Annotated in this window: 23 protein-coding genes and 1 pseudogene; 23 read left to right on the top strand and 1 reads right to left on the bottom strand. The window is 37.0% G+C overall.

Annotation, left to right across the window (positions count from 1 at the left end; genetic code table 11):
- The first annotated feature begins 50 nt into the window (after positions 1-50).
- The 14 genes and pseudogenes from SLH51_RS05990 to SLH51_RS06055 all read left to right on the top strand — a co-directional run bounded on the left by SLH51_RS05990 (position 51) and on the right by SLH51_RS06055 (position 12,718).
- Positions 51-1,013 carry an ABC transporter permease gene (locus tag SLH51_RS05990; protein WP_335959902.1) on the top strand — a complete coding sequence of 321 codons (963 nt, stop codon included), beginning with the start codon at positions 51-53 and terminating at the stop codon, positions 1,011-1,013.
- A gap of 24 nt (positions 1,014-1,037) precedes the next feature.
- Positions 1,038-1,913, top strand: coding sequence for a carbohydrate ABC transporter permease (locus SLH51_RS05995; RefSeq protein WP_335959903.1), 876 nt, complete (start codon positions 1,038-1,040; stop codon positions 1,911-1,913).
- 81 nt (positions 1,914-1,994) lie between these two features.
- Positions 1,995-3,104 carry a prenyltransferase/squalene oxidase repeat-containing protein gene (locus SLH51_RS06000; protein ID WP_335959904.1) on the top strand — a complete coding sequence of 370 codons (1,110 nt, stop codon included), beginning with the start codon at positions 1,995-1,997 and terminating at the stop codon, positions 3,102-3,104.
- Positions 3,105-3,146: 42 nt separating this feature from the next.
- On the top strand, positions 3,147-4,346 hold the full coding sequence (locus SLH51_RS06005) for an MFS transporter (protein ID WP_335959905.1): 1,200 nt from the start codon (positions 3,147-3,149) through the stop codon (positions 4,344-4,346).
- Positions 4,347-4,458: 112 nt separating this feature from the next.
- Complete coding sequence (locus SLH51_RS06010; protein ID WP_335959906.1) at positions 4,459-4,773, top strand: cupin domain-containing protein; 315 nt, start codon at positions 4,459-4,461, stop codon at positions 4,771-4,773.
- 41 nt (positions 4,774-4,814) lie between these two features.
- On the top strand, positions 4,815-6,353 hold the full coding sequence (locus tag SLH51_RS06015) for a glycoside hydrolase family 28 protein (RefSeq protein ID WP_335959907.1): 1,539 nt from the start codon (positions 4,815-4,817) through the stop codon (positions 6,351-6,353).
- Positions 6,350-7,378: a dienelactone hydrolase family protein gene (locus SLH51_RS06020; RefSeq protein WP_335959908.1), complete on the top strand. Its 1,029-nt coding sequence runs from the start codon at positions 6,350-6,352 to the stop codon at positions 7,376-7,378. Before SLH51_RS06015 ends, SLH51_RS06020 begins: the two co-directional genes overlap by 4 nt.
- Positions 7,379-7,396: 18 nt before the next feature.
- Positions 7,397-7,486: pseudogene (locus SLH51_RS24430) on the top strand (family 43 glycosylhydrolase); the annotation flags it as partial.
- 46 nt (positions 7,487-7,532) lie between these two features.
- Positions 7,533-7,844, top strand: a complete 312-nt coding sequence (locus SLH51_RS06030) for a beta-xylosidase family glycoside hydrolase (RefSeq protein WP_335959911.1) — start codon at positions 7,533-7,535, stop codon at positions 7,842-7,844.
- Between the two features lie 18 nt (positions 7,845-7,862).
- Positions 7,863-8,972, top strand: coding sequence for a glycoside hydrolase family 88/105 protein (locus SLH51_RS06035; RefSeq protein ID WP_335959912.1), 1,110 nt, complete (start codon positions 7,863-7,865; stop codon positions 8,970-8,972).
- A gap of 161 nt (positions 8,973-9,133) precedes the next feature.
- Positions 9,134-9,655 (top strand): hypothetical protein, encoded by a 522-nt coding sequence (locus tag SLH51_RS06040; protein WP_335959913.1) that lies wholly within the window; start codon positions 9,134-9,136, stop codon positions 9,653-9,655.
- A gap of 29 nt (positions 9,656-9,684) precedes the next feature.
- Positions 9,685-10,344: a YesL family protein gene (locus SLH51_RS06045; protein WP_335959914.1), complete on the top strand. Its 660-nt coding sequence runs from the start codon at positions 9,685-9,687 to the stop codon at positions 10,342-10,344.
- A gap of 83 nt (positions 10,345-10,427) precedes the next feature.
- The gene (locus SLH51_RS06050; protein ID WP_335959915.1) at positions 10,428-11,711 is read left to right on the top strand and encodes a Gfo/Idh/MocA family protein; all 1,284 of its coding nucleotides are present in this window, start codon (positions 10,428-10,430) and stop codon (positions 11,709-11,711) included.
- A 53-nt stretch (positions 11,712-11,764) separates the two neighbouring features.
- Complete coding sequence (locus SLH51_RS06055) at positions 11,765-12,718, top strand: sugar kinase (RefSeq protein WP_335959917.1); 954 nt, start codon at positions 11,765-11,767, stop codon at positions 12,716-12,718.
- 63 nt (positions 12,719-12,781) lie between these two features.
- On the opposite strand, the gene SLH51_RS06060 is transcribed toward SLH51_RS06055, so the two are convergent.
- A complete protein-coding gene (locus tag SLH51_RS06060) occupies positions 12,782-13,774 on the bottom strand; it encodes a LacI family DNA-binding transcriptional regulator (RefSeq protein ID WP_335959918.1) in 993 nt (330 codons plus the stop codon).
- 184 nt (positions 13,775-13,958) lie between these two features.
- On the opposite strand from SLH51_RS06060, the gene SLH51_RS06065 reads away from it, so the two are divergent.
- The 9 genes from SLH51_RS06065 to SLH51_RS06105 all read left to right on the top strand — a co-directional run bounded on the left by SLH51_RS06065 (position 13,959) and on the right by SLH51_RS06105 (position 22,354).
- Complete coding sequence (locus tag SLH51_RS06065) at positions 13,959-15,452, top strand: UxaA family hydrolase (RefSeq protein ID WP_335959919.1); 1,494 nt, start codon at positions 13,959-13,961, stop codon at positions 15,450-15,452.
- 75 nt (positions 15,453-15,527) lie between these two features.
- A complete protein-coding gene (locus SLH51_RS06070) occupies positions 15,528-17,051 on the top strand; it encodes a tagaturonate reductase (RefSeq protein ID WP_335959920.1) in 1,524 nt (507 codons plus the stop codon).
- Between the two features lie 28 nt (positions 17,052-17,079).
- Positions 17,080-17,718: a bifunctional 4-hydroxy-2-oxoglutarate aldolase/2-dehydro-3-deoxy-phosphogluconate aldolase gene (locus tag SLH51_RS06075; RefSeq protein WP_335959921.1), complete on the top strand. Its 639-nt coding sequence runs from the start codon at positions 17,080-17,082 to the stop codon at positions 17,716-17,718.
- A gap of 223 nt (positions 17,719-17,941) precedes the next feature.
- Complete coding sequence (locus tag SLH51_RS06080; protein WP_335959923.1) at positions 17,942-18,379, top strand: peptidylprolyl isomerase; 438 nt, start codon at positions 17,942-17,944, stop codon at positions 18,377-18,379.
- An 85-nt stretch (positions 18,380-18,464) separates the two neighbouring features.
- The gene (locus SLH51_RS06085; protein WP_335959924.1) at positions 18,465-19,397 is read left to right on the top strand and encodes an NAD(P)/FAD-dependent oxidoreductase; all 933 of its coding nucleotides are present in this window, start codon (positions 18,465-18,467) and stop codon (positions 19,395-19,397) included.
- An 834-nt stretch (positions 19,398-20,231) separates the two neighbouring features.
- Positions 20,232-20,900 (top strand): hypothetical protein, encoded by a 669-nt coding sequence (locus SLH51_RS06090; protein WP_335959927.1) that lies wholly within the window; start codon positions 20,232-20,234, stop codon positions 20,898-20,900.
- A 77-nt stretch (positions 20,901-20,977) separates the two neighbouring features.
- Entirely contained in the window at positions 20,978-21,121 is a 144-nt protein-coding gene (locus tag SLH51_RS06095) for a hypothetical protein (RefSeq protein ID WP_335959929.1), read from the top strand.
- Positions 21,122-21,493: 372 nt separating this feature from the next.
- Positions 21,494-21,751, top strand: a complete 258-nt coding sequence (spoVIF, locus tag SLH51_RS06100) for a sporulation-specific transcription regulator SpoVIF (protein ID WP_335959930.1) — start codon at positions 21,494-21,496, stop codon at positions 21,749-21,751.
- 405 nt (positions 21,752-22,156) lie between these two features.
- On the top strand, positions 22,157-22,354 hold the full coding sequence (locus SLH51_RS06105) for a M20/M25/M40 family metallo-hydrolase (RefSeq protein WP_335959931.1): 198 nt from the start codon (positions 22,157-22,159) through the stop codon (positions 22,352-22,354).
- The last annotated feature ends 256 nt before the right edge of the window (positions 22,355-22,610 follow it).

The raw sequence follows: 22,610 nt of genomic DNA on the forward strand, positions 1-22,610 counted from the left end.
AAAGAAGGGATAAGTAGTGGCTACTATTATAATTAGAAAGGAAGATGGAAATGGAAAATAACGTAGCTTTAGATAAAGGGAAAGTGCCGTTACCAAAGCCTAGTAGAAGAGAGGAGTTAAAGAGGCGAATTGCAAAGAATAAATGGATTTATTTAATGATTACACCAGGGCTATTGTATTTCTTTATTTATAAATACATTCCTATGTATGGACTAATTATTTCTTTTCAAGATTACAAACCTTACTTAGGAATAACTGGAAGTGAGTGGGTGGGACTAGAGCATTTCAATCGCTTGTTCTCGGAACCTGACTTTTGGCTAATTTTTAAAAACACACTCATTTTGTTCGCATTACAAATATTTGTATATTTTCCGATCCCAATTATTTTGGCACTAATGTTGAATGAAGTAAGAAAACAGTTTTTTACTAGAACTGTTCAAACGTTAATTTATATTCCACATTTTATGTCTTGGGTGGTCATAGTTTCAATCAGTTATGTCATGTTGACATTAGATGGAGGAATCATTAATGAAATTATAGGAGCATTGGGATTTGAAAAAATAAATTTCTTACTTAATCCTGATACATTTCGTCCAATGTATATCATTCAAGTAATATGGAGAGAAGCTGGATGGGGGACAATTATTTTTATTGCTGCGATCGCAGCTGTTGATCCTCAATTATATGAAGCTGCGAAAATGGATGGGGCAGGTCGCCTTCGTCAAGCATGGCATATTACGTTACCGGCAATAAGAAGTGTTATCGTCGTACTATTAATCTTAAAAATTGGTGATGTGTTAGAGCTAGGTTTTGAACATGTATATTTGCTATTAAATGCCTCTAACCGCGAAGTTGGGGAAATTTTTGACACATATGTGTATACAGCAGGTTTGAAACAAGGGCAGTTTAGTTACAGTACGGCTGTTGGATTTTTCAAAGGAATAGTTGGATTGATTCTAGTAATTATGGCCAACTGGTTAGCGAAAAAAGCGGGTGAAGAAGGTATTTACTAAATTGACACGAAGGAGGAGTAACAAATGGTTCAAGACAAAACATGGGGTAGTCGAATCTTTAACATAACGAATATTACATTACTATCAATCGTTGCCTTGCTATGCGTGTTGCCTTTTATTCACGTAGTTGCAAGTTCATTTACTACTAGTGCAGAACTAGCAGAGAAGAAGTTCGTTCTATTTCCTACCGTATTTAGCCTAGACGCTTACAGATACATTTTCTCAACAGATACCGTGTTTAAGGCTCTATTAGTATCGATAGGAGTTACAGTTGGGGGAACGATTTGGAGTATGCTTCTCTCAACATTAACAGCTTATGGACTTTCACGTAAGGATTTAGTAGGAAGAAGATTCATTATGTTCTTTATCGTCTTTACGATGTTGTTTAACGGGGGAATGATCCCAACTTTCTTAGTCGTTCAATATACGGGGTTACTAGATTCATTGTTAGCACTAATTATTCCAGTATCAATTAACGCATTTAATATGATTATTTTAAAAAGCTTCTTCCAAAACTTACCTGACGGGTTGGAGGAATCAGCAAAAATTGATGGCTGTAGTGACTTTGGAATTTTATTTAGAATCGTCATTCCTTGCTCAATGCCAGCCATCGCCACGATTTCGTTGTTTTACGCTGTAACGTATTGGAACACGTATATGCATGCGATTTTATATTTAAACGATCCTTCAAAATGGCCAGTTCAAGTGTTGTTGCGTCAAATTGTTGTTCTTGCGAGTGGATTAAACTATGACGGATCAGAATTTACGAGTGTTCCACCACCTGAGTTAACGGTGAAAATGGCTGTAATTGTTGTTGCTACAATACCTGTTTTAATCGTTTATCCTTTCTTACAGAAATACTTTGCTAAAGGAGCATTGATCGGTTCCATGAAAGGATAACAGTAGTTGCCCAAAAGAATAATTATCTTTTTGGGCAACTGGAACTGAACACACTTTTAGTAAACAAAGGCAGGTGAGTATATGAATTCAAATACAAAGAGTATTGTCGATGTCTTAGAAAAAATGGAGCTTCAGTATCAAGGTTTATTTCGTTGGTTGGCTGGTCAATACGATTCTGTGACAGGTGGCTTCTATTATGCAAGAAGTTCAATTGGTGATCATCGTTTTATTCCAGATATTGAATCAACTTCGCAAGGACTAAACATCTTACTCAGAAATGATTTAATTAAAGACATGCCGGAGCAAATGAGACGACAAATGATACGTTTCTTTCAACAGAAACAGCATGAAAAGTCTGGTTTTTTCTATGATGAAAACCCTGCTATGAGAAAAGATGAAGTCATGGTTCACAGAGCGATCAATTATTCTACTGGATCATTGCGTAAACTTGGGAGTGCTCCTTTATACCCGTTACCTTTAGAGGCAGAGACAGCACCGAGCTATGTAGAAACGCCTGAAACCTATTTGGAAAAGTGGAGCAGTATCGACCTTAGCAATAGTTGGAGAGGCTGCGATCTTCTTGCAACGTCTTGTGTTTATATTGCAGAAATGCCTCGGGAAGATCAAAAACCATTTTTAGATAAAGCTGTACGTTTTTTAGAGTCGATCCAAGATGCGGATACAGGCTTATGGGGTGGAGGGAGTTTATATGTGCGTATATCTGGGACGTTTAAACTACACACATTTTATAGTAAATTCAATATTCCAATGCCCAATACAGACCGGATATATGAAAGCATCTTAACGTGTTTACGAACGGAAGAAGCGAAGGATATGTGCTATATCAGAAATCCGATCGATCTTCTTTCATATATGGAAGTACCCATTCCGAATGAAGAATTACTAGAGATTTTGGAAACTACGACAGAAAACATTGGCAAGTTAAAACGAGAAGATGGAGGATTTTCAAGAGAGATTGATTTGTCACCCCCCGCGCCTAATGTTGCACAAGTGAAAAGGGGAGAGTTTTACCCTAATATGCCTGAAGCAGTTTGTTTAGGAAAGGGGCTTTATGAAGGGGATATGAATGCAAGTACTCAAGCAACCTTAATCAGGCAACAGTGTTATAGATTGGCTGATCTTTTTGCTAAGCCTTTAAAAAATAGTAACGACTTTTTTAAATTTTTGTAGAGGAAGTATAGCCTATTTTTGTGGGAGAAGTGTTGTTAAAACATGAAACGACTAAAACTGCCTAAAGAAAAAAGGTTGTCAGAGCAAGCAGTCATTACACTTGTTAATCATACAATCTTTCAATTTGGCAATTCATTATCGCTTATTTTCATTAATTTATACTTATGGCGCTTAACTGAGAGTTTACTAATTAATGGGTTGTTTAATTTAATTGCCATCCTTACTCAAGCAATAGCAACAATCTTGATTGGAAAGATGGCAAAACAAAAAGGACATTTAGCCATCTATCGATATGGCATTTTCTTAACCGCTTTCTTTTATTTGTGCATCATTGTAACCCAGGAAAATATGGTTGATTACTTTTATTTATTTGCCTTGATAAAAGGAGTTTCGCAAGCGGCATACTGGGTGAGCTATTTTACATTAGCACACGAAGTTTCAACTAATAATAATCGACACCGTTATCTTGGATGGAATCAAGTTTCAATGGGAATGGCAAATCTGATTGGTCCGGCAGCTGCTGGAATCTTGATTAGTATGAGTACAGAATTGACTGGTTATATGATCGTGTTTTCAGCGGCTTTCTTAATGTTTTTAGTTGCAACCATCGGAAGTTTTCGCATTAAAAAGGAAGAGTCCCATCATAAAGAATACTATATGAAATATTTAAAATTAATGGTTAAGAAAAAGCCGAATTTTGGGAAAGCTCTTCTTGGCTGGTTTATTATCGGCTTTCCTCAAGGGATTTTAATGTATATACCTCCGATTTTGCTATTTACAATCTTTCCAGATGAAAGCTTTGTTGGGTATATGAATGTTGTCCTTCTTAGCTTGTCAATTTTTTCAATTTATGTAATTTCCAGAGTCGGCAATCTCGAATCTACTAAATTATATCTATTCATTGCGGCGATTGGAATGGTACTTTCAGCAACCTTCTTAATATGGGAAATTGCCATATGGACAGTTGTGTTATTTATGTCAATTGGTTCATTATTTAAACCGTTACAAGCGAATACGTATGCTGTGTATTACTTCACTTGGCTTGATAAGATACCGCTAAAAGAAAATTTCCGTGTCGAGTCCGTTGTTTTACGTGAAGCGATTATTAACTTTGGAAGAGGGATAGGGATTGTCATATTTATGATTTTCTCACAGGACATCAATCCAATTTCGATCCCTTGGATTATTGTTTTTGTGATGTCTATTCAGTTAGTCATGCCTTTTTTAGTGAAAGAAAAGTAGATGGTTCAAAAAAGGTCGTTATTATCTTTTTGAACCACCTTAAACTGCGAGCGGAGTAACTGCACCATCTTTTTGAATTACAGCAGCTAATTTTATAAAGGAGGAATTTACTATGAGTAATATCGGGAAATGGGAAGAAGTTGACACAGGTGTAAGAAGAAAGATTCATCAGCCTGGGAAACAGCTAATGATGATGGAGGTTGAATTTGAGACTGGAGCAATTGGGTCTGAGCATAGTCATCCACATGAGCAATATACATATTGCTTGGCAGGAAGGTTTGAATTTAATGTTGGTGGCAAAACAGTTCTGTTATCCAAAGGGGAAACGCTTTATATTCCGGGAGATACGTTGCATGGAGTAACAGCGCTAGAACCGGGAGTGTTGCTAGATACATTTACACCATTAAGAGAAGATTTATTAAAGTAATTACCGTGTATTAATGTTACTTATAAGGAGGTTAGGCTTGAATGGGTATTTACGATATAACGAAATACGGTGCTAAGGGAGATAAAGTTACTGATAACACCGAGGCTATTGCCACTGCCATTACCGCCTGTTCAGAAAATGGAGGTGGTACAGTATACATTCCTGACGGGACGTATCAGACAGGTCCAATTGTATTAAAAAGTAACATCACTTTGTATATAGAAGCAGGAGCCCTTGTTTTATTTCGCAGTGACTTTGAGGCTTATCAGCCGGTTGAAACACGTTGGTCTGGCTATGAATGTTACGGATTTTCTCCATTAATCTATGGAAACGGCTTGAAGAATGTATCGATTAAAGGACAGGGATGTTTTGACGGTCAAGGAGCAGCTTGGTGGCAGATCTATCACCGAATCAAGCAAGGGGAAGAGTACACGTCAGGTGTAACCAAAGAGATTGCGAAATTAAATCAGGGGAAGTTTAAACCGATAAATACAAACCTCATCGAATGGGATACGCAATTTTTGCGACCACCACTCCTTCAACTCATCAACTGTGAGCAAGTAACGCTTGAAGGAATTACATTCCAAAATTCACCATTTTGGAATACGCATCTCGTTTATTGCGATCATGTTAGTGTTCGTGGTGTTACCTTTAAAAATCCATCCAATACGCCAAATGGCGATGGCTTTGATATTGACTCATGCCAGGATGTCCGAGTGTCTGATTGTCATTTTGATGTTGGTGATGATTGCCTATGTTTGAAATCTGGAATTAACGAAGATGGAAGAAGAGTAGGCAAGCCAACTGAAAATGTTACTGTAACCAATTGTACGATGTTTCATGGTCACGGTGGTGTCGTGATGGGAAGTGAAAATTCTGGAGGTATCAAAAATGTCACGGTTTCAAACTGTGTATTTATTGGAACGGATCGCGGAATCAGGATTAAAACAAACCGGGCACGGGGAGCTTATATTAAAAATATTTTTGTGAATAACATTTATATGGAAGATGTCTTTTGTCCACTCGCCATTAATTCTTTCTATCGCTATGGCGTGGATGAAAGTGATCCATTAATGTCAAGCCCTGAAGCAATTCCAGTTACAGAGAAAACTCCACATATTAAACAAATAGAAATTAGCAATGTGACGGCGAAAAACTGTCGGACTGCAGCGGGCTTTATTTACGGCCTTCCTGAAAAACCGGTTGAGGACGTTTCCTTGCGACATGTCACATTTGAAATGACCGATGATCTAAATGAAGCTGGCGGTGAGCCCGATATGGTGAAAGAAGAAATAACAATGGCAGGAGAAGGAATTTATTGTAAGCATGTTAATGGGATCGAGTTTCATCGTGTAAGAGTAGAAACAAGACAAGGGCCTGCTTTATTCATGGATCAAGCCACTCATGTTGAAATCGATCATTTAGCGATGAAAAAACTTCATCCGAATACACCAGTTGTTAAGTTAGGCAAGGTTGAAGATGTGGTTATCTCAGGACGACAAGCAATCCAATTAAAAGAAACATACCTTTCCTCTGAGGAAAGTACAAGTGAAGTAGTAATCGTAGGAGAGTCACTATGAGTGAGGAACAAAATAAGTGGTCACCACAATCGTTTATCGATGATCTATATCAAGATAGCTTACGAAAACACGACCGGACGTACGACGAGAGCTGGAGAGTGATTCTTATATCACGCTTGCAAGAGTGTTTAGGAGATTTCTCGAATCTTCAAGGTGAACTCCAATCGAAAACATTGGAGTCAGTCGAGTGTGAGGGGTACGTGCGGCGACGAGTTGAGCTTTCTATTTGCGATTCACTTCACATCCCTATCTACGTCTTAGTTCCTAATGTGAAAACAACGGCCAAATTCCCTGTTGTTCTCGCCATCCATGGACATGGCTATGGGAGTAAAGAGATTGTTGGTTTACATCCAGGTGGAATGGAAAATTTTGACTCTCCGGGAATTCATAAAAATTTTGCGATCGAGCTTGTACGTAAAGGAATGATTGTTGCTGCTCCTGAACTTATCGGGTTTGGTGACCTAAAGTTAGAAGCTGATCAGACAGCTGGAACACCTACTGATAATTCCTGTTTTCCACTAGCTAGTCAACTGCTAATACTCGGAAAAACGTTGGCAGGGCTGAGGGTATTTGAATGTTCTCGAGTACTAGATTATATCGAATCGCTCGATGAAACAGATAATAATAGAATTGGTTGTATGGGCTTATCTGGTGGAGGTCTTGTAGCTGCATATACAGCTGCTTTAGACGATAGAATCAAGGCAACGGTTATAAGTGGTTATACCAATCGTTTTTATGGAAGCATAATGTCAAGAAGGCACTGTCTCGATAATTACATTCCAGGCATATTAAAATATGCAGAAATGCCAGATTTAATTGGCTTGATTGCACCAAGGAAATTATTGATTGAAGCGGGTAATCATGATCATCTTTTTCCAATTGATGAAGTGAAAGTTGCATTTAATAGACTAAAAGAGATTTATCAGTCTTTCGATGCAGAAACCGACCTTGCTGCCGATTTCTTTAATGGTGGCCATGAGATCAATGGTGAAAAGTCATATGACTGGTTAATAGATAACCTTTAAAAGAAGGAGGTAAAACAAGTGGAAATTTTTAAAAATCCGATCATTCCAGGTTTCTATCCAGATCCTTCTATTTGTAGAGTTAAAGAAGATTACTATTTAGTTACATCAATTGTTACAAAGCAGCGAGTATCAAATACGAATGGAATTTACAAAAATGAATGATTACTCTGTTCTTCGTCTCGTTAAGAGAACCGCGGGAGAAGATCAAACATGGTCGGTGGAGCAAGTAAAAACAAACAGACTCTTTCTAAAAGTTGAGGTTTATGGACAAGATTACAATTTTTATTATGCGACAGAGCCAGAGAACTGGCAAACGTTAACTGAGAATGTTGATGGCAGGATCTTAAGTACGGATATTGCAGGAGGCTTTGTTGGGACATATATCGGTATGTATACTAGCAGCAATGGAGAAGAAAGTAGCAATACGGCAGACTTTGATTACTTTGAGTATAGCAGACTTTCATAAATAGGAGGAGGAATCATTATGACAAATCAAACAGCTGTAAATGGAAAAACGGCTTTAGAATGGGCCGAAAGAGCGAGTGAAAGTTTAATGAATCAATACGAACCCCTACAACTTTCACCAGCTAATCGATGGCACTATCATCAAGGGGTGTTCTTGTGTGGTGTCCATAGTGTATGGCAAGAAACAAAGAACGATGAATATTTTCATTATTTTAAAGAATATGTTGATAAGCTCGTAGATGAACAAGGAAACTTTTATTTTGCTAGAGATGAGTTGGATGCGATTCAACCAGGTTTATTACTCCTTCCATTATATAATCAAACAGGGGAAGAGCGTTACAAAATTGCAGCAACAAAACTTCGAAATCTATTAAACACGATAAATAAAACAAAAGAAGGCGGCTTCTGGCATAAAGATAAATACCCATATCAAATGTGGCTTGATGGCCTTTACATGGCAGGACCGTTCACTCTTCAATATGGTCAACAATTTGGTCAGCCAGATTTAGTCGATCTTGTTTTATATCAAGAATCACTCATGAGAAAGAATACGAAAGATGAAAAAACAGGCCTTTATTTTCATGGTTGGGATGAAAGTGGAAAAACACCATGGCATATACCAGGAACGAATACAGCTCCAGAAATTTGGGGGCGTTCACTAGGATGGTACGGACTGGCAGTGGTGGATATTATCAGTATGCTTCCTGATGGCCACTCAAAAAAGGAAGAGCTTATTGGTGTCATTCAAGACCTTGTTCATAACTTGGTGCGTTATCAAGATGAAGAAACAGGTTTATGGTATCAAGTGATTGATAAAGGCGATCAAGAAGATAACTGGTTGGAAAGTTCTTGTTCTAGTTTATTCGTATATACAATTGCAAAAGCAGTCAACGAAGGATATATTGATAGCAAATATTATGAACATGCCCAAAAAGGCTATGAGGGAATTATCCGTCATTGCATTGAAGTAGATCATCATGATCAAGTCATATTGTCAGGAATTTGTATTGGTACTTCCATTGGTGTTTATGATTATTATGTTGAACGCGAAACAAGTGAAAATGATTTGCATGGAGTTGGTGCTTTTATTCTAGCAAGTATGCAGATGAACCAGTTGAAATCAAAGTAATTCGAATTCCTTCCTTTTTCGAAATTAGTTGAGGAAAATGATAGCCTTCCCTCTCTATAAGGTCAAAAAATGGTATAGTAGTAGTGAGAGTTGTCAATTATACGGCTTTTGACCTATTAACCTGAAATGATTGCTAGGAAGAGAAAGGAAGGTAAGTTTGGATGAAAAATGTATTTAGACTGCTCCTGCTGATTGTTTTAATTGTTATGGTAAGTGGTTGTGGTAATAAAGAAGATAAATTTGAAGTATTCTTTTTTTCTGATATCCCTTCATCTTTTGCTGAGGGAATTGAAAACGTTATCAAGGAAGCTGTGTCTGTTGAGGAAGAATTTGAATTGTTCATGTTTCCGGTAACGTATGAAAGATTGGTCGTAGAAATCGCAGCTCATAATGGCGACATCTTCTTTCTAAAAGAAGAGCTGATGTCTGCAGCCTATGCCCCTGAGGGATTGGTTCCTTTAGAAAAAGCAGTTAGTGAGGAGCTATTTGAGAACACGAATGAGTATAAAGACGTTAATTCAGAGACGGGTGAGACACATCTCTATGCAGTGCGAATAGATAATAGTTCTCCCTTGTTAAAAGGAATAGAGTTACAAGATCCTCTTGTGGCCATTGTACCAGTTTATAGTGATAAGGAAGCATTATCATTGGAATTGCTTCAGTATATTATGAAGCATAGCTAGTATTTAGCGTGGAAGGTGGAATAAACATCATGCAAATGAACGGATTGATGGGTAATTTTTACCGTATAAGTGTAATTATTTCACGACTTGCTTACGTTAATATTCTTTGGATTATGTTTACATTAATGGGCTTAGTAGTATTTGGATTAATGCCTGCCACAGTTGCGATGTTTGCGGTTACGAGAAAATGGGTGCATGGGTCGGATGATTTCCCTGTTTTTACAACGTTTTGGGATCATTATAAGGCAGAAATCATTAAATCAAATCTATTTGGAATATTCTTTGGTTTTGTAGGTATTATTTTATACATGAACTTCATTTTAGTTCCTGACCAGATATTGTGGATGACGATATTGCGTTACATATTACTCGTAGTAAGCTTATTGTACGTCATTATGTTACTAGTCTTTTTTCCGTCATATGTCCATCTAACTCTTAAAGGTACCAATTATCTTAAGACTTCGCTTATGTTAGGGATGGCATACCCACAATACGTATTTATTATGATTGTTGGGATAATTGGGATACAGTGGATGTTGATGTTTCTTCCTGGTCTGATCCCGTTTTTTACAGCAAGCTTCATTTGTTATTTGCTGACCTGGGTTATGAGAATTGTTTTTAAAGATGTTGAAAAAAAGAACCTGCAATATGAAGAAAACCAAGCGGCAAAAGAAATGGAAGTTACGTAATCATCAAATGAGGGGATGGAAGCCATCCTCTTGCAAATTGATTTATAACAACGTTGTTAAGTTTAAAGAGGAGAGTGAAGAAGATGAAAAGAATAGTAGTATGTGGACTAAGTAACCGAGCATTTGGTATGTTTATTGAACCAATTTTGACAAAATTTTCACAGGAGAATGAGATTGTTGGATTACTAGATAGTGATCTAAAACGTGTAGAGATTTGTAAGAAGCAGTTCCCGGAGCTTGCTTCAGTCTCAAGTTACACACCAGAGCAATTTTCACAGATGGTTACAGAAACGATACCAACTACGGTAATAGTTACAAGCCGAGATGACACTCATGTCAACTATATTTTGCAAGGCTTAGAGCATAATTTGGATGTTATTACTGAAAAGCCAATGGTAACAACAAGTCAAGATGCCAAAAGAGTGATGGAGGCAGAGGAAAAAAGTAACGGAAAGGTACAGGTAGCTTTTAATTACCGCTATAGTCCGTTTCATCGTAAAATTAAAGAGATGATTCTGGATGGGAAAATTGGGAGAGTTACGTCCATCGATTTAAATTGGTATATCGACACATATCATGGTGCTAGTTACTTTAAACGTTGGAATCGGAATAGAGAGCATTCTGGGGGCTTGTCTGTGCATAAATCAACGCATCATTTTGATTTAGTCAATTGGTGGATTGATCAAAAGCCAGTCGAAGTATTTGCATATGGCGCCTTAAATTATTACGGAAAAGATGGCGAGCATAATCCAAGTCCTACCGATAATCGCTATTGTGGGACTTGTCAAGAGCAACGTTCCTGTGACTACTATACAAGGTGGAATGATCGTAGTAATTCAATGACAGTAAAAGATGATCACATTAAAGCTGAGTCGAAGCAAGATTATACAAACTATCGGCCAGATGCCTGTATTTTTGATCATGAAATTGAGATTGAAGATACTTATGTTTCAACAGTAAGGTATGATAAAGGTGCTTTACTTAGCTATTCGATTAATTTCTCTCTCCCATATGAAGGCTACAGACTTGCTATTAATGGGACAAAAGGAAGGATTGAAACCCAAGAATTTCACGAGTTAAGTCGAATTCCATTTCCTGTTCCTGAACAAACTATTGATTATTATCCTTTATTTGGCTCAAAGGAAATTATTCATGTAATTCAAAATGAAGGTGGTCATGGTGGTGGTGATCCTATTATTCAAGAAGATTTATTTTTAGGAGTAGATCCACATCGACCTTATGAGATTTTAGCAGGAGCAGAGGCGGGAGCCTATTCGATTGCTGTTGGAGAAGGAGTTTGGAAGTCGAGTTTAGAAAATAAACCAATGAGAATTGATGATTTATTAGAAAACTATGTGTATGATTGATAGAGCGCTGTTTCAACAAGGAGTTTTTTATTAACACTTTTGGAGGTTGTACAATGGATGTAGTAACAATTGGGGAATCAATGGCCGTATTTAGTCCTGACTCATCACCGCTTATGAGGTATGCAGCAACGTATTCTAGAAAATATGGTGGAGCAGAATCAAATGTAGCAATTGGTTTAACTCGTTTAGGTCATAATGTTGGGTGGATAAGCAAAGTTGGAAACGATGAATTAGGAAAGGGCTTACTATCTTTTATTCGAGGTGAAGGGGTTGACGTAAGTCGAGTGAAAGTGGATGCTTATGCACCTACAGGTCTATATTTTAAAGAAGTAAGAAATGCAAATGACGTGCGAGTCCAATATTACCGCAGCGGGTCCGCTGCTAGTCAAATGAATGTTTCAGACATAGACGAGTCATACATTGTAAAGGCAAAATACTTACACATTACAGGAATTACTCCAGCTTTAAGTGAAAGTTGTTATGAAACGGTCATGAAAATGATAGCGATTGCAAAAGAGAATGACGTCAAGGTTGTGTTTGATCCGAACTTACGAAAGAAACTTTGGTCAGAAGAAAGAGCAAGAGAAGTATTACTTGAAATTGCATCCAAATCTGACATCGTTTTGCCGGGAGTAGCCGAAGGAGAGTTTATGTTTGGTGATAATGATCCAGAAGCATTAGGTAAGTTATTTATAAATCATGGGGCTTCACTTGTTATTATAAAGATAGGCGCAAAAGGGGCTTATTATTTTACAAACGAAGAAAGTGAACTTGTAGCTGGATTTCCAGTAGAACAAGTGATTGACCCAGTTGGGGCAGGAGATGGGTTTGCTGCAGGTGTTCTTTCTGGTCTATTAGATGAATTGCCTTTAGATAAAGTAGTAGAGCGAGGCAATGCTATTGGGGCTATGGCAACACAAATCCCAGGTGATTTCGAAGGGTTACCTAGCAGGGATGAATTGAATCATTTTCTGTATTCATCTGATTCAGAGGATATTAGTAGATAATACGAAGCAATAGGGGGAGTCAAAAGGGCTATGTGGCTTTTGATTCTCCCTATTTATTTGTAATTATTGTTGCCTAATAGGAGAGCAAGAATCAGTTATAAACAATTCTGGTTCGAGAATAATGGATTCTGGTAGCTCTTGTCCTTCAATAATACTGAGTAAAGTTTCACTAATACTTTGGGCAATTCTGGTTACGGGAACCCCAACTGTTGTTAGTTGGATTTCTATATTTGGTGATTGTGGAATGTTATCATAACTAATAATTGACAGGTCATTAGGAACATGTAAAGAAAGTTCACTTATTGCTCGAAGGATTCCTCGAGTTAAATCATAACTTCCACTAACAATTGCTGTTACATGTTTATTGTTCGTAAGCAAGGATTTGGCTGCAAGATAACCATCATACACTTCAAGACCATTTGTTGGAATAACTAAATTGGGTAGATCCGAAGCTTTTTCAACATTCATCGCTTCTAAGTACCCGGTTGCTTTTTCTCGTTGAAGAGGATCTTGTGTTTGTAATTCTCCAATGAAGGCAATTTCTTGGTGGCCAATTTCTTTTAAGTGTTTAACGGCTAATTTGATCGCTAATCTCCTGTTCACATCAATCGTTGGGAAATAAGAGCCTTCTTGGATTCCGTAATAAAGGATCGGAACTGTGGATTGAATTTTTGATCTTTTCTTATCATCTTCATTTTCTCCAAAAATTAAAATAGCATCGACTTGGAATCGATTAAATGTGGCGATAGCCGATTCAAGCTTATTTATAGAAAGCAAAGTCGTGTACGAATGTCTTTCTAAAATATCGTTTATGTTTGTAATTAAAATAGACGGAGCTACTCTCTCAACACTTGGCCAAACAACACCAATTGTATACGATTTTTTTTGTACGAGACTTCTCGCTGCAACATTCGGTTGGTAGCCTAATTCTTCTGCTATTTTCATAATTTTTGTTTTTGTCGGTTTTTTGACGAGGGGGCTATCTCTTAATGCCTTTGAAACGGTTGAATAACTAACCCCTGCATGCTTTGCGATATCTTTTATTGTTACACTCATAGCAAGCCTCCATGACAACGTTGTTAATTTATTTATTATACCAAAGGAAAGAGCGATTTATAAGAGCCTGTCTAAGTAGATAATTTAAATTTTCTTACATTGACAAGAGAAAGAACCTTCTATAAAATTAAAATAACAACGTTGTTATTAAACTGATAACCTATGAAATTTTAAGGAGGCCCAAATGAGCTCGACCTATATTTTAGTAAACAAAACAGATAATGTCATTGTTACACTAAAGGATTATGAAAAAGGGGATACACTTCTATTTGAAAATCAAGAGATTACGATAAAAGAAGCGATTCCAACTGGCCATAAAGTAGCAGTTCAAACAATAGAAAAAGGGCAAAATGTAATGAAATATGGGTTTCCAATTGGGCATGCGAAGGAAACGATTCATGTTGGAGAGTGGGTTCATACCCATAATACAAAAACAAACTTAGAAGGAACGTTGAAATATACGTTTACACCTGACGAATCAAAGGTTTCCATACAAGTACAGGACCGAACGTTTAAAGGATATGTTCGGTCCAATGGCGAGGTTGGAATTAGAAATGAAATATGGATTATTAACACCGTAGGATGTATTAATAAAACAGCAGAATTAATGGCTAAGATGGCGAATGATCAATACAAGGACAATGGTATAGATGGAGTATATCATTACCCTCATTTGTTTGGCTGTTCACAGCTCGGAGACGATCTTCATAATACGCAAAAAATACTAAGTAATTTAGTTCACCATCCAAATGCAGCTGGAATTCTTGTACTTGGTCTAGGATGTGAAAATAATCATATTGCTGAATTTAAAAAAGTCATAGATAACTATGATGAGAACAGAGTGAAATTTTTAGGTGTTCAGGAGGCTGATGATGAATTAGAAGAGGGTTTAGAACTACTTGAACAAATTGTAACGTATGCTCAAACATTTACACGTGAAGATGTACCTGTTTCCAAATTGAAAGTGGGGCTAAAATGCGGGGGATCAGATGGGTTTTCCGGAATTACCGCAAATCCACTTGTAGGGTCGTTTTCAGATAAACTCATTGCGCATGGAGGAACGTCCATTTTGACAGAAGTTCCAGAAATGTTTGGTGCAGAAACCATCTTAATGAATCGGGCAAAAAATGAAAAGGTTTTCAAAATGATTGTTGATTTGGTTAATGATTTTAAAGAATACTTCATTAAACACGATCAGGTAGTCTATGAAAATCCTTCCCCAGGTAATAAAAAAGGTGGAATTACGACATTAGAAGAAAAGTCACTAGGTTGTGTTCAAAAAGGCGGATTTTCCCCTGTTAATGATGTCCTGCCTTATGGTGGGCGCGTGACAGAGTCAGGTTTGACATTAGTTCAAGGACCAGGAAATGACTTAGTGTCAGTTACGGCCTTAGCTGCTTCTGGGGCTCATATTGTCATTTTCACAACAGGAAGAGGAACGCCATTTGGAGGGCCAGTTCCAACAGTGAAGATGTCAACCAATACCTCCCTTTCTGAGAAAAAGAAAAATTGGATCGACTTTAATGCTGGTGAACTCGTTCATGGGAAAGAGATGACGGAACTTACCGATGAATTATTCGAATACATCATCCAGCTTGCTTCAGGAAAAGTACGTACAAACAATGAGAAAAATGGCTTTAAAGAAATTTCCATTTTTAAAGATGGGGTCATTTTGTAGATGTAGTTTAAAAAGGTCAAATTTTTAAAGAAACTCTATATCTTCTAAAACATTTTTTAATAAGGAGTGATCGTGTTGAAATCATTAAACCGTTCTATTAAGGCAGAAGAGCTTCCGGTTCATGTGACTTACGACTATCAAGAGAACCTCCCAGAGAAAATCATTCAATTTGGCGAAGGAAATTTCTTACGCGGGTTTGTTGATTGGATGGTACATGAGGCGAATAAACAAAGTTTGTTTAATGGGAAAGTTGTAGCGATACAGCCAACTCCACATGGAAGAGTTGTTCCAAAGCTCAATACACAAGATGGACTTTACACACTTGCATTAAGAGGAATCGAGAACGGCCACGTTGTTGAAAGTAATGAAATCATTTCATCTATCTCACGTGGAATCAACCCGTATAGCGATTGGGATCAAGTTTTAAAAGTGGCGGAATCTCCTGATATTCAATTCATCTTTTCCAATACGACAGAAGCTGGTCTGACGTATTTACAAGAAGAGTACGAAGAAAATGATTCCCCGCTTTCCTTTCCTGGTAAAGTAACAGCATTCCTATACCATCGTTATAATGTTATGAATGCTAGTCCTGACGCAGGAATGGTCATCATCCCTTGTGAACTCGTTGAAGGAAATGGAGATTTATTAAAAGAACTAGTGCTACGTTACGCGGGTGAGTGGAAATTCCCTGCTGCATTTAGTCAATGGGTAGAGGAGCATAACCAATTTTGTAACTCTTTGGTTGACCGCATTGTGACAGGTTATCCAAAAGATAACATTAAAGAATACTATGAATTACTCGGTTACGAAGACATTCTATTAACCTCTGGAGAACCGTATCATATGTTTGCCATTGAGGCAGGTGAGGATGTTGCAGAATGTTTGCCATTTCATAAAGCTGGGCTTAACGTGAAATGGGGCGATGTGACTCCTTATCGTGAATTAAAAGTTCGACTGTTGAATGGTCCTCACACATTGATGTTTGCTGCATGTTACTTATCAGGTGTTGACACAGTTTTAGAAGCAATGGAAGATGCAGATCTTGGTGAATTCGTGAAATCAGCTATGAATGAAGAGATTCTTCCTGTTGTAAACATGGATGAAGAAGAAAAACGACAATTCGCAGATTCAGTAATCGAACGATTTTTAAATCCATACAACAAGCACTACTTAGTCGATATCGGTATGAATGCAGTTTATAAGTTTAAATCAAGATTAGTTCCTACATTGCTAGATTATGTGCAAGTAAACCAAAAGCTACCACGCTCCATTGTGTTTTCACTCGCTGCTCTTATTATTTATTATCGTTCCGATCGACAAGATGGAGAATTCCTAATTGGAAAACGAGGCGATGATGAATATACGATCCGAGATAATAAGGAAGCAATTACAGCACTTTCTCAAGCCTGGGAGCAGTTTGCAAAAAGCGAAAATGTAAGCCAATTGGTAACCGGAATTTTGCAAAATCATGAGCTTTGGGGAAGAGATTTAAACGAATTAGAAGGAATGAACGCATTACTTGTCGAATGTATTAGTGGGATTTTAAAATGTGGTATGAAAGATAGTGTTAAAAAATTTGCCGCAACAGCTACAAAATAAAAGTGACAAGGTCTATATGGAGGAAACCATGAATTTATTAGAACAAATTACAGAAAGCGGTATTGTAGCCGTTATTAGAGGATCGAAACTAGAGAACATTGTAGAAATTGGGAAAGCGTTACGTGAAGGTGGAGTGAAAGCGCTTGAAATAACAGTGGAAACACCAAAAGCGATGTCCATTATTGAGAAGGCTGCAACTGAACTTGAGAATGAGGATGTGATCATTGGTGCTGGAACAGTGCTTGATCCTGAAACAGCAAGAGCAGCGATTTTATCTGGAGCAAGATTCGTCTTCTCGCCAACAGTTAATGTTGAAACAATTAGGATGTCCAAACGCTATGGTGTGTTAAGCATCCCAGGAGCATTTACGCCAACAGAAATTTTAACTGCTTATGAAAATGGTGCGGACTTAATCAAAGTGTTCCCTGCAAATGCAGTTGGTTCTTCTTATATCAAAAATGTAAAAGGTCCTCTCCCACATATTCCACTAATGGTAACTGGTGGCATTGATTTAGACAATGCCGCTGACTATATAAAGGCAGGTGCTGTTGGTCTTGGAGTCGGTAGTACACTCGTTCCATCAAAAATTGATGATGATGCACTGCTTTCGATAACGGAAAAGTCTAAACGATTTGTCGAAGCTGTGAAGCAAGCAAGAGGAAATTAATTCGATTGAAGCTGTTAAGAAGCACATTTCTTAGCAGCTTCTTTTTTGGTCTTTTTTGAGGAGGGAGCTTCGGCCAAGAAGAGAAAGAAGAGAGAACTCCGGCTAAGAAAAGGAGCTTCGGCCAGATGAAGAGAGCTGAACTTTATTTTCGTTCATTAGATTTCACATTAGAAAGCGAATCGTGTACAATAAGGTGAATCTATCCAAATTGGAGGCTATACATATGAAAAAAGGTTCTATTTCGTTTGAAAATGGTGAGAAGCTTGTTATTGAATTTTTTCCTGAAGCTGCACCTGGGCACGTGGAGAATTTTGAAAAGCTTGCTAAGGAAGGCTTCTATAACGGCCTAACATTTCACCGTGTAATTCCTGGATTTGTTGCTCAGGGTGGTTGCCCAACTGGAAATGGTACTGGTGGTCCTGGTTACACAATCAAATGTGAAACAGCAAATAACCCACATAAACACGTGGCAGGAACGCTATCAATGGCACATGCTGGAAAAGATACAGGTGGAAGTCAATTCTTCATCGTTCATGAGCCACAACCACATTTAGATGGCGTGCATACGGTGTTTGGACAAGTTGTAGAAGGGCTTGATTCAGTTTACCGTATTAAGCAAGGCGATACGATGCAAGAAGTGAAAGTTTGGGACGAAGAGTAGAATATGGAAAAAAGGGGCAGACTAGGTCTGCCTTTTTTTATTGAAGTTTTTGATTCAACAAACGTGAGTAGAAAGGGGAGTATGTATGAGACATCGAACGGTTGATGTTGTTATTGTTGGTGGGGGACCTGGGGGATTAAGTGCCGCTTTGGTACTTGGACGGTCATGTAGGAGCGTTGTATTAATTGATTCAGGACATCCTAGAAATGAAGTGACATATGAGTCACATGGTTTTTTAACGAGAGATGGCATAAAGCCTTTTGAACTTCGTAAATTAGCACAGGAACAAATGAAGAAGTATGACAATGTGTCAATAGTGAATGATCTCGTTGAAAATGTTGAAAAAGAAATGGGTACTTTTATAACAACAACACAAAATGAAATGGTGATTGTGAGTCGAAAAATGATTTTTGCTACAGGTTTAAAAGAGCATTTACCTTCTATTTCTGGACTGAGTCAAACGTACGGAAAGTCAGTGTTTTCTTGTCCGTATTGTGATGCGTGGGAGCACCGAGATCAACCACTTGCCGTCATTGGAAACGAAAAAAATCTCATCCATTATATTCGGTTAATTTATAACTGGAGTCAAGATTTAGTTGTTGCCACGAATGGACCAGCTGTTTTGACAAAGCAAGAGAAAAAGGAATTAGAGCGACATAAAGTTCGACTTGTTGAGGCCAAGATAAGTGAATTAACATCAACTGATGGAGTTTTAGAAAAATTGGTTTTTGCTGATGGAGAGTCTCTCAAACGAAAAGCTGCCTTCTTAGTCAATACAGGAGCCGAACAAGCGACGATGCTTCCAGAAAAGCTTGGCGTAAAGTTAAATGAAAAAGGAGCTTTTGAAACAAAAGAGCATGGGAAAACAAACATAGATGGTCTTTATATTATTGGAGATGCAGCCAAAAGATTTACTGGATTAATTGGGGCTGCAAGTGAAGGGTATGAAACAGGTGTAACAATGAATCATGAGTTTGTCGAGGAAGATTGGCTAATAGAAGACCATAATCTTGAATAACTATTTTGTTGAAATGTTTTCAAACTGATATGGAACTAGGCTTATGGCTTTAGAGGGTGTTTTAGAAATGTCTCTTCTATATTTCAATACCCTCTATAAAACTTATGTAATACTTCTTTTTTAAAACTTCTATTGGATTAACTTTTTCTTCTGAGTTACGTATAGATAATACATAGAATAGGTAAAAAGGGTGGTGTCAGACCTGAGACCAGTTATTTGTATTACAACATTAGAGAATGATAAGCAATAACTCTTTCTCACAGTTTCGTAAAGGCCATAACAAAAGTAGGAGGGGTATCTATTATCCTGCCAAGTCTAACCGAGCATCAAGAATTAACAGCAATTGTTCATCAATCTTTTGTAAATGCATGTAATGAATAGTTTACTAGGGTACTCTATTTTTTTGCACAGTGAAAATAGATTTTGTAAGAAAGAGGAATTGTTTCTTTCTAGGCTTTTACAGACTAATGTATAATTAGGGTGCTTTGTAAATGAGTTCATGCCTCTTGTTAGCGAAATTGTGTAAGTATTATTCGATAAATAACCCTGCATTATTAGGAGATTTCATTGTAATAAGAACGAATGTTTGATATGGTTAAAGATAATGACGTTCCCCTATAAGCAACTCCCTCTTTAATAATGATCCTCTTATCGATAAACTTTTGCTTCTCTTTTTCTAGTTCCAAGTATGACAGGTTAGTTATTTGGAAATCATATAAGAAATTCTATCATAATTGACTTGTCCAATTGACAACGTTAGGCAAACTCTTGTACTTTGAATAGGACTGCCTATATCTTTTTTAAAAATGAAAAGACAAGGAGAGAAGGTGCAAGATGAGTAAATATCGATATCCGGACTATTGGAAAGTTAAAACTCAAAACGGGGATTATTGGCTTTCTCCTGTTAACCAAGTTTATAAGCAAAATGATTTAATTTTTGTTGGACAAATTTTAAATCGATATTCTGGACAGCATGAATCGATTCGTTTGCTTTTTCCAAATATAAAGGCCGTTATTGGTTTTGTTCAATATATATTTCTACCAACTGCGTTTATCGGCTATTATAAGATAGAAGAAATGGAGCCTAAAACAATTATGTTAGGGGACCAAAATTTTGGGCTTTTACTTGATCAATTACCGTTAAGAGATCAGTTTGATTCAAGTACGAAAGAAAAAATGCAACATATTTTAACAACTCTAGAATCAAGCTGGATTGAAAATGATGATATGAGTTTTTTAAAACTAGAACAATCATTGAGATTGCTTGAATCAATAAGTGTTGAACACGTTATAACATCATTTAACGTTTTACGATCACCGAGCAGGTTAGCTACATGGCTAGTAAATGAATATAAAAATGAGCCAGTACTTGGAATTCACTCACTTGAGGAAGAAGTTAGTATGGAAATTCAGGAATTTCTGCAATTAAGCAAAGATGCTGAACATCAGCCTTTTCAATCGAAACGTTTTTTTCATAAATTGGATAAAGTGATGATTCTTTAACTTTTTACTTCTAAACCCAATCATTTTAATGTTTCTCTCCATAAAGTAATACTAAATCTGCAAAAAGGAGAAAGGGAATGGAAAAACCACTACTGAAAATTTATGGAGACGATCATAAAAAGCAAGAAACTACCAAACAAGAAGAAAGCAAAGTAGAAGCACAGCAAGAAGAAGTCGTTGATCCATGGCAAATCATTTTATTTGGTTCTTCTAAAAAGTAGAGGACAAATAAAACAATTGTTAGCAAATGTTTTTCGCGAATATATCATAAGTAAAAAGAGCTACAATCAAGCTTCTTTAGAACATCACTTAATTAGTGATGTTTTTTTCATGTCTACTGACATAAACCCAAACATCTTGTGTTTTTATTGCATATAGTACAAGAGAGAAGTGGTATCACTGTTAATTCCTATCTTCGATTTAAGGGGGCTTTAAATCTTGGGAACAAACATGGAACCGTTGGCTTTTTAGTTAATTGCAAAATTGTTTATCTTTCTTGTTTTATTGAAACATCTATTGAAGACTTCGGTTACTAAAGGTGCATGATAATTGACAGTTACTAATCTACTATAGATAGGGGGGATTTGAAGTTGATGGGTAATTTTCTTTTTCAAAATATCGAAAAGAAAACAGGGGTAAAGATGACAGAAGTAGTAAAACTGGCAAACTCATTTCAACAAGCAAATTTACGAGATGAAAAGACAGTTAGAAAGTTAATACAAGAAGTTTCAAGAGTAGCAAATAAAAAAGTTAGCAAGGAAATGGAAGATCAAATTGTTCAAACGATTATTAATGACTCAGGCTCAATTCGCTTTGATACAGTCGCCAAAATGTTAGACCAAAAAAAATAACCTGATGCTACGTTCGAATGGTGGACGAATCAAATGTCTGTTATGACATAAACTTCTTCCCTCTATATGATATGTGATACCTGTTGTTCGTAATGAAGTGCTAGAAACTCATCTTGAATTAGAAAAGGTATTAAGGGCTCTCTTACTGACTTTGGAATGTCAGAATTAAACGCAGAAATAGATTTAAATTTTTGTAAATCACATGAAGTAGTGGAAGAATGGTTAAAAGAAGAAGGTTGGTTTGATTAATTTTGATGAATGACTTGCATGCCGATCTAGATGGGGATCGGTTTTTTTATATTTGGCTAGTAATTCGAATGTGGTTTCGAGACACGGTTTGGTTTGATGAAGGATTAGTCCAGTTGCTAGTGAAGCGGCAAAAAGCTTAGGATATTCGTACAAAAAATGATTAGCTGGGCAGGACACGATGCTCAATTTATTAATAAGATTTGTCCTTCGGTTATGTTATTTGTACCAAGTAAAAACGGAAAAAGTCACTGTGAAGAAGAGGAAACAACATGGGAAGAATGTGAACAAGGAGCAAATATGTTGCTTGAGACGCTATTATCACTTTTGAAGGATAAGCAAAGGTTATTTGAATGAGGGAGATCTAATTAGACCTCCCTCATTTTTGGTGAGTAAACCTACTAAGAAGAAACAGAAAAGTGATTGATGTCTGCGTAAATAGAGACTATAATGAACATACACTGATAATGATTATCGATATTACTTTTGTTGAAAGATAAGGAATATTGGTCATAAAAAAATTATTAAAACGTAACTTGAGTGAATTTCATAAATATCATCCCTTGTGTCTCAAGGGTTCCAAGGCATAAAAAAGGAAGTACCTCCCCAAATC

It is taken from the genome of Halalkalibacter kiskunsagensis, assembly GCF_037027555.1.
GTDB classification, from domain to species: Bacteria; Bacillota; Bacilli; order Bacillales; family Bacillaceae_D; genus Halalkalibacter; species Halalkalibacter kiskunsagensis.